A 13,336-nucleotide genomic window follows, 5' to 3' on the forward strand; every position below is an offset into this window, starting at 1 on the left:
GCGAGTGCTGACTGCTGAACTGCTGGTGGCGATCGGGGAGGTCACGGGGGTGGAAGGGCGCAGCCCGGCGAGGGTTCGACACGAATTGGTCGCCGACATCGTCGACGTCTTGCAGGAATCGGGCACGGTACGACAGGAGAACAGCGCCGACATATGGGTGCGCATGCTGAGCGACGAGCTGGAGTGCCCCGTGCAGCCGCTGCGCGGCGCCGCGCTGCGGCCCTGGCTCCTCGACCTGGTGGAACGCTGCACGGAGGTCTCTGACGGGCTGCCGTGCCTGGTGCGCTGCCTGAAGTACCTGGAGCAGCAGTCGTCCGCCGTTCTGGCGCTGATGCGGCTCGTGGACGAATGGGAGGCCGTGGAGTTCTTCGACGGCGCCGACCTGTACCCCCTCCAGCCGATCCTGCGGGACATGCGCTCGTCGGCCATGCTCGCCACACTCGCCCGGCGCGCGAGCCGGTCGCGCACCCAGGAATTGCCCGCGTGGTGCGACACGGGGTGGGCAGTCTTCCTACGACTGGCCGGCGACAACACCGCCGCGAGGGAACTCCCCGTGAGCATGGCGTTCCTGGCCCTGGCCGCCGAACGTCTCGTGGAGGACGGACTGATGGAGGCAGCGGAGACCCTGCGTCGCTGGAACCGTCAACAGGCCAGGGCATGGGGCCTCGAGGAACAGATCATCGACTGGCAGCGCAGCGGACTGACCCAGCAGGCCCCGCCGCCCATGGTGCCCGCCTATCTGATGATCCAGTTCGAGCCCGACGGAGTGGAGCCCGACCGCTATTTCCTCTCCCACTGGCGGCAGTCGGACGCCGACGGCTGGCATCCCGTGCCGGGCGAGACCGTGCACCTGCACCGCGACGAACTGCCCGCCGAGGTCGAGGGACTCATCGAGCAGACCGAGGAGCGCTGGGCGGACCTGCGGCAACCGGTCGTACTGGAATTCATCCTCCCGTGGGAATTGCTGGGCGAGCCGGTGGAGTGGTGGCACAAGGAGTCCTCCTCCCCGTCGCCGACCCCCCTGGTGATGGACTACGCGGTGCTGATCCGCAGTTTCGAGCGCCTGCGCAAAGCCGCCTGGCACCGGCCCTGGCACAAGAAGTGGCGGCAGCTCAAGGAGCAGCCCGCCGACAGCCACTCGTACTTCAACCCTCCCGGCCAGTCGCATTTCCACCTGGAGCGCGAGCTGAAGGAGGACGACCACGCGGTCTGCCTGGTGCTGAGCCAGCCGCCCGGCACCGACTCGCCGACCGGCCAGCAGGAGTTCATGGCCGGCCTGCGCGCGGGGGTGCCCGCGATGATCTGGCACCGGGGTGACTGCGGCGACCCCGCCTTCAAGGAAGCGGTCGCCGAGATGGTCCAGGACCGGGGCCTCGCCAGTCTCGTCTCGCGCGCCGGAAACTGGCGCAAGGAGGCTCTGGCGCTGGGCCCCGAGGGCTGGGACAACCACGTGGGGCGCCATCTGGCGATCCTGGTCGACGACCCGGAACGCAGACCCGGCCCGCCCGGGCCCGACCGTGCGACGGTGACGAGTTGAACGGGCCCGCCGGCCGCCCGACCATGGCAGTGAACCTTCCGCACACGGCGACAGGGGGTGCCGCGCCATGAACCAGCCGGCCTCCGCTGCCGTGCGGCTGCCACCCGCCGGGCGTGCGAGGTGTCCCGCCGGGGACGCCGCGCTCCCCGCCGGGGACATCGCGCTTCCCTCCGGAGGCACCCGGCTTCCCGGCGGAGGCACCCGGGTTTCCCCCGCGGCCACGGCTTTCCCTGCCGGGGGCGCGACTTCTAGCACGATTTACGCGCTCTTAGGCCCATGCCGCCGTACCCCCTTGCTTGCAGTGCGGGCGCACTGTCACGCTGCGCCTGTGGATGTCACGCACGCCCGCGCTCTGCGGGACTCCGCACAACTGTCCAGGCCGCCACGACGCCTTGAGGGCGCATATGCATGACGACTCAGGACAGCGGCAAGGACCGGCCACGCGGGCACGGCGTGAGGCCGCGTCCGTTCTCGGCCGGCTCGGCCATGCGAGGCCCGGCCCGTCGGGCAGACAGGACCGCGCCGAAGCGGTCCTCGTCATCGACGACCACCTGACGATGAAGGTGTGGGACCAGGCGGTCGGCGACCTTGTCGACGAGCTGAACCGCCAGGGGGACTTCGCGCGCGTACGCGTACTGCGCCTGCGCGGCACCGACGAGACCGATCCCGCGCGCCTCGGCCCCGAGGAACCGCTCGGCAGCGCCGGGGACGTGCGGCGCGTGATCCTCGTGCTGACCGACGGCCTGGCCGCCGGCTGGCGCTCCGGTGCGGTCATGCCGCTGCTGCGCGCCTGGGGGCGGGGCGGCCCGGTCGCCGTGGTGCATGTGCTCCCCCAGCAGCTGTGGTTCCGTACGGGCCTTGACGTCTGCCGGGTCAGGCTGCGCGCCGCCCGTGCCTGGGCGGCCAACAAGGAGCTCGACTGGGAGCTGCGCGAGGCCCCGGTGGAGACCCACGACCCGCAGGAACCCGAGCCGGAGGCGGACGCCGTACTCGTACCGGTCCTGGCGCTGACCAACCGCTGGGCCGAGGTCTGGACCCAGCTCGTCACGGGGCCCGAACCGCGGTGGCTGGAGATGTCCGCCATCCGGGCGCGGGAGTGGAAACGCCGCCCCGACGCGGCGCGCGCCCTGCCCTGGACGGACGACGTGCCCGACCCCCTGAGCACGGTGCCCGCCGCGGAGCGCGTGTCGGACTTCCGCGCCGGCGCCTCACCCACGGCTTTCACCCTGGCGACACGCCTGGCCGCGGTCCCCCTGAGCCTCCCGCTGATCCGCAAGGTCCTCGCGACCACACCGGGGGCGGGCCCGGTGCACGCGTCGGAGCTCCTGATGAGCGGCCTCGTCCGGCCCAGCGGCGCGCGGGGAGAGGACATCGCGGACGTGGCGTTCTCCTTCGCCCCCGACATCCGCGAGGAGCTCCTGGCGCTCGGCCGCCGCAGCGACACGGCACGCATCCTGCACGACGTACGCGCGCTGCTGGCAAGCGACGGCACCGAGGCCGCCGCGCTGCTGCCCTCCCCCTCGGAACCCCTGGACACCCTGGCCATGCCCCGGGTGAACAGTCGCAATATCGGCTTCCTCCGCGTGGAGCTCGCCGCGCTGAGGGCACTCTCCGGACGTTTCATGCAGCGCGCCGCCCTGCTGGCAGGGGTACTTGGCTGGCACGATCGTCGATACGCAGTAAGCCTGGAGAAAAGCGGTGAAATCCCCCTCTCCCGGCCCGATCCTGAAGGAGCATCGGTGATGTCGACTACGCCCCAGCAAACAGTGGAGGGGGACCGCACATCACAGCCGCGCGTCTGGGGAAACCTACCGCCGAGGAACCCCAATTTCACCGGCCGTACAGAGCTCCTCGAACTCCTCGGCGAGCGCCTGCGCGAAGGCACGACCACGGTCCTGCCCGAGGCGATCCACGGCATGGGCGGCGTGGGCAAGACCCAGCTGGCCATCGAGTACGCGTACCGCCACCAGGGCGAGTACGACATCGTCTGGTGGATCCCCTCCGAGCGGCCCGGCCAGATCGGTCAGGCCCTGGTGGAACTGGCCGGGCGCCTGGGCCTCGAGACCAGCACCGAGGCGAACATCGCGGGGCCCGCGGTGCGTGAGGCGCTGCGCGAGGGCCGTCCCTTCTCGCGCTGGCTGCTGATCTTCGACAACGCCGACAACCCCGAGCAGGTCCGCCACTACTTCCCCACCGGGGGAAACGGCACGATCCTGGTCACCTCCCGCAACCGGCGGTGGGGCCTTGTCGGCGGCTCGCTCGAGGTGGACGTCTTCACCCGCGAGGAGAGCAAGCAGCTCCTGCGCCACTCCGGGCCGCCCCTCCAGGAGGAGGAGGCCGACCGGCTCGCCGAGGCGCTCGGAGACCTGCCGCTCGCCCTCGAACAGGCCGCCGCGTGGCGTGCGGAGACGGGCATGCCCGCCTCGGAGTATCTGCGCCTCTTCGAGAACAAGCGCACCGAGCTCCTGGAGACGTCCCCGCCCCCGGACTACCAACTCCCGGTCGCCGCCGCCTGGAACGTCTCCCTGGACCACCTGGAGACCCGCAGCCCCTCGGCCCTGCGCCTGCTTCAGCTCTGCTCGTACTTCGCCCCCGACCCGATCTCGCGGTCCATCTTCTCCGGCCTCGGGAACAGCAGCATCTTCCCCGAGCTCGACGCGACCCTGAACGACCCGATGCGGCTCGCGCGCGCCATAAGGGAAGTGAACCGCTACTCCCTCGCCCGCATCGACCACCGTACGAACTCCATCGAGATGCACCGCCTCGTACAGCTCGTCCTGAACAACCGCATGACCCCCGAGGAACAGACCCGCATGCGCCACGGCGCCCACACCCTGCTGGCCGCAGCCGACCCGAAGGCGCCCACCACGGCGGCGAACTGGCCTCGCTACGCCGAGCTCTACGGCCACGTCATCGCCTCCGACGCCATCAAGTCGGACCAGCCCTGGGTGCGTCAGCTCGTCATGAACGTCGCCCGGTACCTCTACCACTGGGGCGACCACGAGGTGTCGCTCGACTTCTCCGAGCAGGCCTGGGAGACGTGGCAGAGCGTCTTCGGCGAGGAGGACCAGCAGACGCTGCTCATGGGGCAGTGGCTCTGCTACATCTACTGGGTCCTCGGCCGGCACGGCGAAGCCGTCGAACTGGTGGCCAAGCTCAAGGAGATCTACGAGCGCACGGCGCCCCCGGGCCGCGAGGACGTCCGCGAGGACGCGCTCGCCGCGATCGGTCTGGAGGCCGCGGTGCGCCGCGTCGAGGGCGAGTTCGCCCTCGGCGCCCAGCTGGACGCGACGGTCTACGAGCGGGCGCGCAGGGCCTTCGGCGAGGAGGACCCCACGACGCTCGACGCCGCCCACAACCTCGGCACGAGCCTGCGTCTGGTCGGAGACTTCCGCCAGGCCCTCGAACTCGACGAGAGCACCCTCGCGCTGCGTCTGCGCGTCCTTGGCCAGGATCACTCGCGGACCCTGATGACGGAGAACAACGTCGCCATCGACGTACGCGAGAGGGGTGACTATGTAGGTGCAAGGGCCCGCCAGCAGGCCGTCCTCGACGCCTACCGCGACGTGTTCGGCCGTGGCAACCCCTCGACCATCCACACCATGCGCCAGCTCAGCGAGGCCGCCCGCAAGGCCGGCGACCACGCGCAGTCCCTGGAGCTCGCCACGGAGGCGTACTCCAAGTTCACCCGCCGGTACGGCGACACCCACCCCTCGTCGCTGTCCGCCGCCCTGACCCTGTCGGTGGCCCTGCGCCAGAACGGCGACCTGAACGCGGCCCGCGAACGCGGCATCAAGGCCTGCCAGGAGTACCGCAACATCTTCTCCCCGCAGCATCCGCATGTCCTGTCGGCGGACGTCGACCTCGCCGTCACCCTGCGCCTTCTCGGCCAGCCCGGTGAGGCGAAGCGTCTCGACGAGGCCGCGCTCGCCTCGCTGACCGAACGCCTGGGCGAGGCCCACCCCATCGTCCTGGCCACCGCCATCAACCTGGCGAGTGACCTGGCGGCGCTCGGCGACCACCACGCGGCCCGCGAGCTCGGGCGGCGGACGCTGGAGCACTGCCGCGTCACCTTCGGCGACGACCACCCCACCACGCTGGCGTGCGCGGGGAACCTCGCGATGGACCTGATCGAGCTGGGCGAGGAGGCCGAGGGCGCCGCCCTGCGCGCCGACACCCTGGCCCGCATGGAACGCGTACTCGACGCTCCCCGGCTCCTCGTGGAGCCCGGCACCCCGCACCCGGCCACACTCCAGGCCAAGGCGGGCCAGCGGGCCAACTGCGACATCGACCCGGTGCCGCTGTAACCAGGCCGGCAACCAGGCTGTGAGCGAGGGCGAAGGGGCGGGTGGCACACACCCGCCCCTTTCGCCTGCCCGACCGAGTTCGACCGGCCGACCAAGCCTGCGTCAGCCGCCGTGCTCCCGCGGACCCCGTGCGCCCCGTGCCACCCACTCCGCGAGCAGCACCGGATCGGCCCCCTGACCCGTCGCCTTCTCCAGCGCACTCTGCACGGCCCACGTCCGCTCCGGGAAGCTCCGCAACAGCCGTGCGGCGCTCTGATGTGCCTTCTCACCGGCGAGGGCACGCCCCAGCCCGGCCCAGGCACCGGGCGGCGCCCCCTTGGCGGCAAGCCGCGCGGCGAAGGCGTCCCGCGCCCCGGCACGGTCACCGCGCGCGAGGAGGACATCGGCGTCATCGGCACCCCGGGCGTCCCCCGCGTCCTCACCGGCGCCGGTGAGGACGTAGCGGGCGAGGACGGCCTCGGTGTCCAGGAACTGGGCCTCGGAGTCCGGTACGAGGACGGGCTCGCCGGCGAGAGCGGGCGGGGGACGCTCGTCCCCGCGCTGCCAGGCCCGTACGGCGTCGTCCACCGCTGCGGCGGGCGGCCGCAGATGGTGGGCGCGCCAGCGTGCCCGGTGCCCGGCCGCCACTTCCCGGGCGAGGCGCAGCTCCGTCTCCGGCACCGCCTCGTCCAGCCACGCGGCGCAGCTCTCGTGCAGGGTGTCGAGGAGGCGCCGCCCCAGGGGCGTCAGCCGCTCGTGCGTGCGCACCAAGTTCACCGTCGACCACACCTGCGTGCGCCACAGCGCGAACTCGAAGTGCGCCAGGGAAGCGTGCGCGGCGTCGGCTGAGTGCCGGTGGGCGCGCCAGAACCTGGCGACCCCCGCGAAGGCGTAGATCCCTTGCAGCAGGCCGCCGAGCGGGCGTGGATCGTCGCGCCACGGAGCGTAGAAGAGCTCTTCGGGACCGTGGGCGGAGTGGCTCGCGTTCAGCGGGCGCAGCCGCATCAGGCCGCCCAGTTTGATGTGCTGGAACTCGTGCACCAGGGTGGCGGCGAGCTGCGGGGCGTCGTCCGGCCGCGAGGCCATGACCCCGCCGAAGGCGTCGCCCGCAGTCACGCTGTGCGGCCGAAACCTTTCTCTCGCCGGGGTGGGGGTCACCGACATCAGCCCGGCGCGCATCGCCTCGGCGCTCTGCGGTTCGTCGCGCAGCAGGATCTCCCACGCTTCGGTGAGCATGGTCTGCCATGCCCGCGCGTCCGCGGGGGTGAGGAGGAGGGGTTCGCTCGGGCGCGGGAACGTGCGGTAGGGGTCCAACTCATCGAGCGCGATCCGCAGCTGCTGCCCCGGCTTTCCCGGGGCGACCCGCCGCACAGCACGCCATCCGCGCGCGCCGTTCCGTGCCCCGGGGGCTCCTGCGCCGGAACCCACAAGGACCGTGCCCTGTTCGCCGTTGATCCGCACCTGTCCGTCCCGCGCCTCGACGCGCGCGGTGCTCCACGGCTCCGTCGCCCCGGTCTCCGCACAGCCCAGCTCCGCACAGCCCAGCGTCGGCAGGAACGCGATGCCCCGGCTCACCGGCACGGCGATGGAGAAGTCGAGACCGGCCCGCGCCCCCGCCGACGCGGCGAGCGCGGACAAGTGGCCCGTCACCACCCACAGAGGCGTGTCCTCCGCGGGGGCGCCCCGGAGCCGGCGCAGCGCGAGGGAGAGCCACATCCCCGTGCTCGGTGACATCAGTACGTCGTCGAAGACATCCGGGTCCGTCCGCTGGGCGCGCTTCAGGAGGGACCAGGCGTCGCCGTACGAGAGGGCTGCTCCGGCCGGGGGCAGCGCTCCGTTCCCGGCGAGGCCGTCGTGCAGCGCCCGCAGCAACAGCATGCGGCGGCTGCGCTCGGCGGCGAGGAGCTCCTCCACCACGGCCCGGCCGCCCTCACCCCGCGCGAGGTCATGGAACCCGGCGACCGAAAGGCGGTGCAGCGGCAGTGCCACCGGGCCCGTGGGCCTAACCGACATGGGCTGCCTGCCACGGCGCCGGGGCGGTCCCGTCAGTCAAAGCGGGACGGCCCTCCGTACGTATTCGTGATGGCCTGGGCGTCATCGATGTGATCAAGCAGGGGCCCGAGCGCCCCCTCGATCGCACTGCCGTCCAAGGAAAGCAGCGCTTCAAGAGAAACCCCCGAGAGATCTACGAGATCGGACTCGACGGCAGGCATCGATCGCTCCACGGCTGCCAAGTCCCCTCCCGTGATTCCGTGCATGCGCAGTCCCTTTCTCCCTCATCATGACCCAGCACGGCACGCTGCGAAACCCCGCATCCGAGCCGTGCCCGACATCAAGTCAGCTGTGCCGCTTGGCCAGTTGAGCCGCTTCCCGGTCGACGCGGTCCACTTCCGCCGACTTCCCCTCCAGGAGCCGTACGGTCTCCAGGAGCTGATCGAGCGTGCCCCGGTAACGCAGACAGGTGCGCACGATGCCGTAGATGTCCATCCTCAGCCGGGCGTCCCTGGGGCGGTTCGCGGCGATCACCGCGTCGATGCTGGAGAGCACCGTGCCCAGGCCGTTCGGATCGCCGAGCACGGGCACGTCCACCAACGCGTCCACGAGCCCGAGGAGTTCACGCAACGGCAGGTCAGCGGGGAGATCGACCAGGCTCACGGCGGCCTCGGGGCCCTGCGGATCCCCTGCGGAAGCGAGGCCTCCACGCAGCGGCAGGCCCGCGTCCAGGTGGAGGCGCTCCAACTCGGCAGGGGTCAGCGCGTCGTACCAGTGCTCCACCCTGCCGGCCGCGAGCCGGCCGAGGCCGTCCGAGCGGTGGTGAGCGCTGATCACACCGATGACGGCACCGCCTGACCAGACCACCGCGCCGGACATCCCCTCCCAGGGAGAACGCTCCGGTTCGGGGTCCGCGCGCGGCGCGAGAACGGCCAGTTCGAGTGTGCCCTCGCGACGGTTGGACAGGACGGAGACCGTCCCCGAGGCATGGCAGGAGTCGCGGTACTGGCCCGGAGCCCCGTCGTCGAGGAGGCGCATGCTGCTGTCCCGCAGCTTGAAACGGGGAAAGCCCATCGCGCTGACGGGGAGCACGACGTCGCTTTCGGGTACGGCGGCGTAGCGAGGGCTCTCGACAGGGGCGACGCCGGCCGGCAGCTCCGTGATCTCCAGGAGGGCTACGTCCACCGCCTCGGCGAACAGCACGACGCGTACGCCGGCGCTCCACTCCCCCGGCAGATCGGCGTCGAAGCGCACCCGCACCGACGCCACCGGGTCCTCGACCACATGGGCGGCGGTCAGCACGTGCCTGTCCCCCACGCGGTAGCCGGACCCGCGCCGCCCGCGATGTCCGCCCGGCCTCTCGACCAGTATTTCGGCGACCCGCGCCGCCTCAAGTCCCCCTGGTACCGACATCGCCCGGGCGCTCAGCGCTCGTTCTCGGCCTGGTCGCCGCTGACCTGTGGCCGCCGGTCGGAGCCGCGTACGCGGGGTTCCAGGCTGAGGGTGACGCGATGGGTGGTGCTGGTCGCCCGCTGGCCGGAGGCACCTGCCTCGACGACCCAGAAGCGGATTTTGCCGTCGGCCGAATCGGACCGCTGCACGGCGAACTCGGCCTCAAGCTGTACGGGACCCAGTTCAAAGCGCAGTGCTGCGCCCCCGGGGCCACCAGCGTCCTCGGCGTCCTGCGCCGCGGCCATGGCGGCGGCGAGTTCTCCGCGTAACTGCGCGATCATGTCGGCGAGTTCAATCACGCCGGGCCTCTACCCCCGGCGGGTCGCCCCCACACTGCGGAGGCGACCCGGGGAGGGCCGAAGGGGCCGGCCGGCACGACGACGGCCGGCCCCTGTCGGGGTCTCAGCTGTTGTTCGTGCCGTTGCCCGACAGCGCCGGGATGTCGGAGAGGATGTGCGACAGCGGCTCGTCGCCCTTGGCCTGCGTCGAGTTCTCGGTGCACTGCTGGTTCTGCGGCGCCGACAGGATCGGGATGTCCTGGACGGCGATCGGCACCAGGCCCACGAGGGCGCCGATGTTCGCCTTGACCGGCAGGCCGATGCAGGGCTTGTTCAGCGTGCCCTGGACGAGGGTGAGCTGGGGGCTCTGGCTGCCCTTGGTCGCGGAGTTGCCGAACGCCGTCTCGGCGCCGTTGCCACTCAGGGACGTGGTGCCCTGGTCGTCACCGATGGCCAGGGCCTGGGGCGCCATGCCGGCGGAGATACCGGCGACAGAGGCGGCGATGGCCGCGGATGCCAGGAGCTTCTTCATTTTGATTCCCTTCAAGAGCGGGCTCCGTTGGCAGAGCCGTCGTGATGATCAACTGTCTGATCGGGGGATGGTTTCGACCTATGACCCGGTCGGCCTAGTAATCGGACGGCCGTCAACGGCACGCCAGGGTGTGACCGCGGACGGTTGCCGGGCTGCCGAACCTCGGCGGATCGCTCAGCCTGGCCGTGGAGTCGGGGCGGGTCAGGGGGCGATCGCCGCCGAGCGCCCTGAATACCTTGGTGGCCTTCGCCCGGTCCCATTCGAGAGCGCCGTTCAGCGACGTGCTGAAGCCGCTGACCGGCACCGTGGTGAACTCCATGGACGACGGCGGAATACGCTCCACCACGCGGGCGAGCGACAGGAGTTGCCGGGCGCTGAACCCCCGGTCGGTCCGCGCCGCGCCGACCAGCGACCGGCTCAGCCGGGCCGCCCTGAGCGGATCGGCGAGGACGTTCTGGGCACGTACGCCGCGCAGCGCCCCGATCAGGAAGCGCTGCTGGCGCTGGATCCGCCCGAAGTCGGCGCTGTCGTCCACGTGGCGGGAGCGGACGTACTGAAGTGCCCGGCCGCCGCCGAGCCGGTGGGTGCCGGGCGCGAGGTCCAGCTTCGTCGTCTTGTCCCTGAGCGGGCGGGGCGTACAGACCTCCACGCCTCCGACCGTCTCCACGCTGTCCATGAAACGCCGGAAGTCGAGTTGCAGGTACCGGTCGACGCGGACGCCGGTCATCCCCTCGACCGTACGCACGGACAGCGTGGGGCCGCCTTGCGCGTAGGCGCCGTTGATCTTTCCCGGATGTGCCGCGCGCATCGCTCCCGTGGCTTCGTCGCGGTGCGCGGGGATCTCGGCGTACGAGTCGCGGGGGATGCTGACGACGCTGACGCGGTCCCGCGCCCAGGACACGTGGACCAGCATGAGCGTGTCCGTGCAGTCGCAGGCGACACCGCCCGCGTGGAACTTCCGCTTCTCCTGGCGCGTGATGGTGTCGCGGCCGTCCGTCCCCATCAGCAGGATATTCATACCTCTTCCCTCTTCCGGTCGGTTCTTCATGTCGCCGAATACGTCGACGCGTTGGACGGGAGAAGGCAGCGCGGTGGCGCTTCCCATTCCAGCGGCGGCCGCGACGAGAAGAACCCCCGGAACGGCGAGACGCAGCCGGCGCGCCCGCCGCGACCCGGTGGGTGAGAAGAGGTGAGTGAGCAAGCTGATCTCCGCTGCGGGGGAACCGGTACGGAGAAACCGTAAATCGCTCTACGGGGCGCGGGTGCGGGATCTTCGTGGCGCGCACGAACAACAACTCGTTCGACCTAAGCCGTTCGGTTTCGCTCCGAGCCGTTCGGTTTCGCTGGTTTTCGCAATTGGAACAGATCGCTCGACACACGCCCGTCGATGGCGAGGGAATATGGCTGACTTCAAGCAGCAATGGAGGCGTCAGGGCCTCATCCCATTGAGCAGAACTTCTCCGGAACGCCGCGTCGAGGATCCCATCTACACGTCGTTGCAGGATTCCTGGGAAAGGCAGGGAAAGACAGTTCCGGGCCGGCCCGACCAGGAATGGCAGGCCCTTGTGGCGCGCGACCCCTGGCCACGGGGCTGACGGCCGGGCGCGGTTGCGCACGACAGCGGGCCGCCGGTGAACGGCGGCCCGCTGAGCGCTGTACGGGAGATCAGTCGTTGTTCGTGCCGTTGCCCGACAGGACCGGGATGTCGGAGAGGATGTGCGACAGCGGCTCGTCGCCCTTGGCCTGCGTGGAGTTCTCCACGCACTGCTGGTTCTGCGGCGCCGAGAGGATCGGGATGTCCTGGACGGCGATCGGCACGAGGCCGACGAGGGAGCCGATGTTCGCCTTGGCCGGGAGGCCGATGCAGGGCTTGTTCAGCGAGCCCTGGATCAGTGCCATCTGCGGGCTCATGTTGCCGTACGTGGCGGAGTTTCCGTACGCCTGCTTGGCGCCGTTACCGCTGAGCGACGTGGTGCCGTGGTCGTCGCCGATGGCGAGCGCCGACGGAGCTGCGGCGGCCGACATGCCGACGACGGAGACGGCAACCGCGGCTGCAGCCATACCCTTCTTGATCACAACTAATTCCCTTCTGGAGAAACCCCGTTCGCCGGAGCGCTCTGATTAACTCCACGCCCATCGCATAGTTGCTCCGCTTCACTCTTATGGCCCAACGAAGGCCCGATGAACGCCCAACCGAGTGAAGACCCGAAACCCCGCATCGCACCCGCGAGTTGGTCAGGGGGCAGTGACTCGAGCGTCTGCCAGAAAAGGAACACGCAAAATGATGAAGAAGGCTATGGCCTCGGCGGCAGTTGCCGTTTCCGTTGTCGGTATGTCCGCTGCCGCGGCCCCGTCGGCCCTCGCCATCGGTGACGACCACGGCACCACCTCCCTGAGCGGCAACGGCGCCGAGCAGGCGTACGGCAACTCGGCGACGCACGGCGACATGAGCCCCCAGCTCTCGCTCGTCCAGGGCTCGCTGAACAAGCCCTGCATCGGCCTCCCGGCCAAGGCGAACATCGGCTCCCTCGTCGGCCTCGTGCCGATCGCCGTCCAGGACATCCCGATCCTCTCGGCGCCGCAGAACCAGCAGTGCACCGAGAACTCGACGCAGGCCAAGGGCGACGAGCCGCTGTCGCACATCCTGAACGACATCCCGCTCCTGTCGGGCAACGGTCAGTCCAACAGCTGATCTGCCGGTGTGAGATCGCTCGGGCTGCCCGCCTCTCCCCGAGGCCCGGCAGCCCGGGCTGCTCCATTTTCGGACGCGGTAATTCGGGTGAATTTCCCGAACGGGAGAAGCCGGTGGTTTCTTCCGCATCTTTAACTCGTTTGCAGATTGCAGGTCATGGTGCGAGACGTCAACAGAAGTTCTCGCTCGGTTTCGACTGCCAGATCGGCATGACCACAGAGAAGGGAACATCTGTGAAGCACAAGAAGAGCGCAACGATCGTCGCTGGTGTCGTGATGACCATGGGCATGGCGGCCCCCGCGTTCGCCGACGCCGGCGCCGAGGGCGCGGCCGTCGGGTCCCCCGGCGTGCTGTCCGGCAACCAGGCCCAGATCCCGGTCCACATCCCGCTCAACGTGTGCGGCAACACCGTGGACGTCATCGGTCTGCTGAACCCGGCGTTCGGCAACACCTGCGCCAACACCTGATAGCGCTCAGCCACCAGGCTGTTCATGGCCGGCCTTGGACCGTCACTTCGACTCCAAGGCCGGCTTTCCACTGCTCAGAGGAAGACAACTAGATTGCGAC

General features: G+C 70.4%; 11 protein-coding genes. 4 read left to right on the forward strand and 7 right to left on the reverse strand.

The window, feature by feature from the left end:
• The first annotated feature begins 4 nt into the window (after positions 1–4).
• A complete protein-coding gene (locus tag IE226_RS17410) occupies positions 5–1,537 on the forward strand; it encodes a VMAP-C domain-containing protein (RefSeq protein ID WP_190082145.1) in 1,533 nt (510 codons plus the stop codon).
• Positions 1,538–1,941: 404 nt separating this feature from the next.
• Positions 1,942–5,844 (forward strand): FxSxx-COOH system tetratricopeptide repeat protein, encoded by a 3,903-nt coding sequence (fxsT, locus tag IE226_RS17415; protein WP_190082146.1) that lies wholly within the window; start codon positions 1,942–1,944, stop codon positions 5,842–5,844.
• Between the two features lie 102 nt (positions 5,845–5,946).
• On the opposite strand, the gene IE226_RS17420 is transcribed toward fxsT, so the two are convergent.
• The 7 genes from IE226_RS17420 to IE226_RS17450 all read right to left on the reverse strand — a co-directional run bounded on the left by IE226_RS17420 (position 5,947) and on the right by IE226_RS17450 (position 12,153).
• Positions 5,947–7,836 carry an HEXXH motif domain-containing protein gene (locus tag IE226_RS17420; RefSeq protein WP_190082147.1) on the reverse strand — a complete coding sequence of 630 codons (1,890 nt, stop codon included), beginning with the start codon at positions 7,834–7,836 and terminating at the stop codon, positions 5,947–5,949.
• A gap of 32 nt (positions 7,837–7,868) precedes the next feature.
• On the reverse strand, positions 7,869–8,081 hold the full coding sequence (locus tag IE226_RS17425) for a hypothetical protein (protein ID WP_190082148.1): 213 nt from the start codon (positions 8,079–8,081) through the stop codon (positions 7,869–7,871).
• Between the two features lie 79 nt (positions 8,082–8,160).
• Positions 8,161–9,228, reverse strand: coding sequence for an effector-associated domain 2-containing protein (locus tag IE226_RS17430; RefSeq protein ID WP_268251284.1), 1,068 nt, complete (start codon positions 9,226–9,228; stop codon positions 8,161–8,163).
• 11 nt (positions 9,229–9,239) lie between these two features.
• Positions 9,240–9,566, reverse strand: coding sequence for a trypco2 family protein (locus IE226_RS17435; protein WP_190082150.1), 327 nt, complete (start codon positions 9,564–9,566; stop codon positions 9,240–9,242).
• Between the two features lie 103 nt (positions 9,567–9,669).
• Entirely contained in the window at positions 9,670–10,077 is a 408-nt protein-coding gene (locus IE226_RS17440) for a rodlin (RefSeq protein ID WP_190082201.1), read from the reverse strand.
• A gap of 112 nt (positions 10,078–10,189) precedes the next feature.
• Positions 10,190–11,278 carry an LCP family protein gene (locus tag IE226_RS17445; protein ID WP_506417422.1) on the reverse strand — a complete coding sequence of 363 codons (1,089 nt, stop codon included), beginning with the start codon at positions 11,276–11,278 and terminating at the stop codon, positions 10,190–10,192.
• A gap of 464 nt (positions 11,279–11,742) precedes the next feature.
• Positions 11,743–12,153, reverse strand: coding sequence for a rodlin (locus IE226_RS17450; protein ID WP_190082151.1), 411 nt, complete (start codon positions 12,151–12,153; stop codon positions 11,743–11,745).
• 205 nt (positions 12,154–12,358) lie between these two features.
• Here IE226_RS17450 and IE226_RS17455 point away from each other — a divergent pair, with 205 nt between their 5' ends.
• Together IE226_RS17455 and IE226_RS17460 are read left to right on the forward strand one after the other, a co-directional pair.
• A complete protein-coding gene (locus IE226_RS17455) occupies positions 12,359–12,769 on the forward strand; it encodes a rodlin (protein ID WP_190082152.1) in 411 nt (136 codons plus the stop codon).
• Between the two features lie 209 nt (positions 12,770–12,978).
• Positions 12,979–13,236: a chaplin gene (locus IE226_RS17460; RefSeq protein ID WP_190082153.1), complete on the forward strand. Its 258-nt coding sequence runs from the start codon at positions 12,979–12,981 to the stop codon at positions 13,234–13,236.
• Positions 13,237–13,336 lie beyond the last annotated feature (100 nt).

Source organism: Streptomyces longisporoflavus, from assembly GCF_014649775.1.
Lineage (GTDB): Bacteria > Actinomycetota > Actinomycetes > Streptomycetales > Streptomycetaceae > Streptomyces > Streptomyces longisporoflavus.

Bases quoted from the DNA above. Each gene is read 5' to 3' on its own strand.
- fxsT (WP_190082146.1), top strand. From the start codon at position 1,942: ATGCATGACGACTCAGGACAGCGGCAAGGACCGGCCACGCGGGCACGG.
- IE226_RS17420 (WP_190082147.1), bottom strand. From the start codon at position 7,836: ATGTCGGTTAGGCCCACGGGCCCGGTGGCACTGCCGCTGCACCGCCTT.
- IE226_RS17425 (WP_190082148.1), bottom strand. From the start codon at position 8,081: ATGCACGGAATCACGGGAGGGGACTTGGCAGCCGTGGAGCGATCGATG.
- IE226_RS17430 (WP_268251284.1), bottom strand. From the start codon at position 9,228: ATGTCGGTACCAGGGGGACTTGAGGCGGCGCGGGTCGCCGAAATACTG.
- IE226_RS17440 (WP_190082201.1), bottom strand. From the start codon at position 10,077: ATGAAGAAGCTCCTGGCATCCGCGGCCATCGCCGCCTCTGTCGCCGGT.
- IE226_RS17455 (WP_190082152.1), top strand. From the start codon at position 12,359: ATGATGAAGAAGGCTATGGCCTCGGCGGCAGTTGCCGTTTCCGTTGTC.
- IE226_RS17460 (WP_190082153.1), top strand. From the start codon at position 12,979: ATGACCACAGAGAAGGGAACATCTGTGAAGCACAAGAAGAGCGCAACG.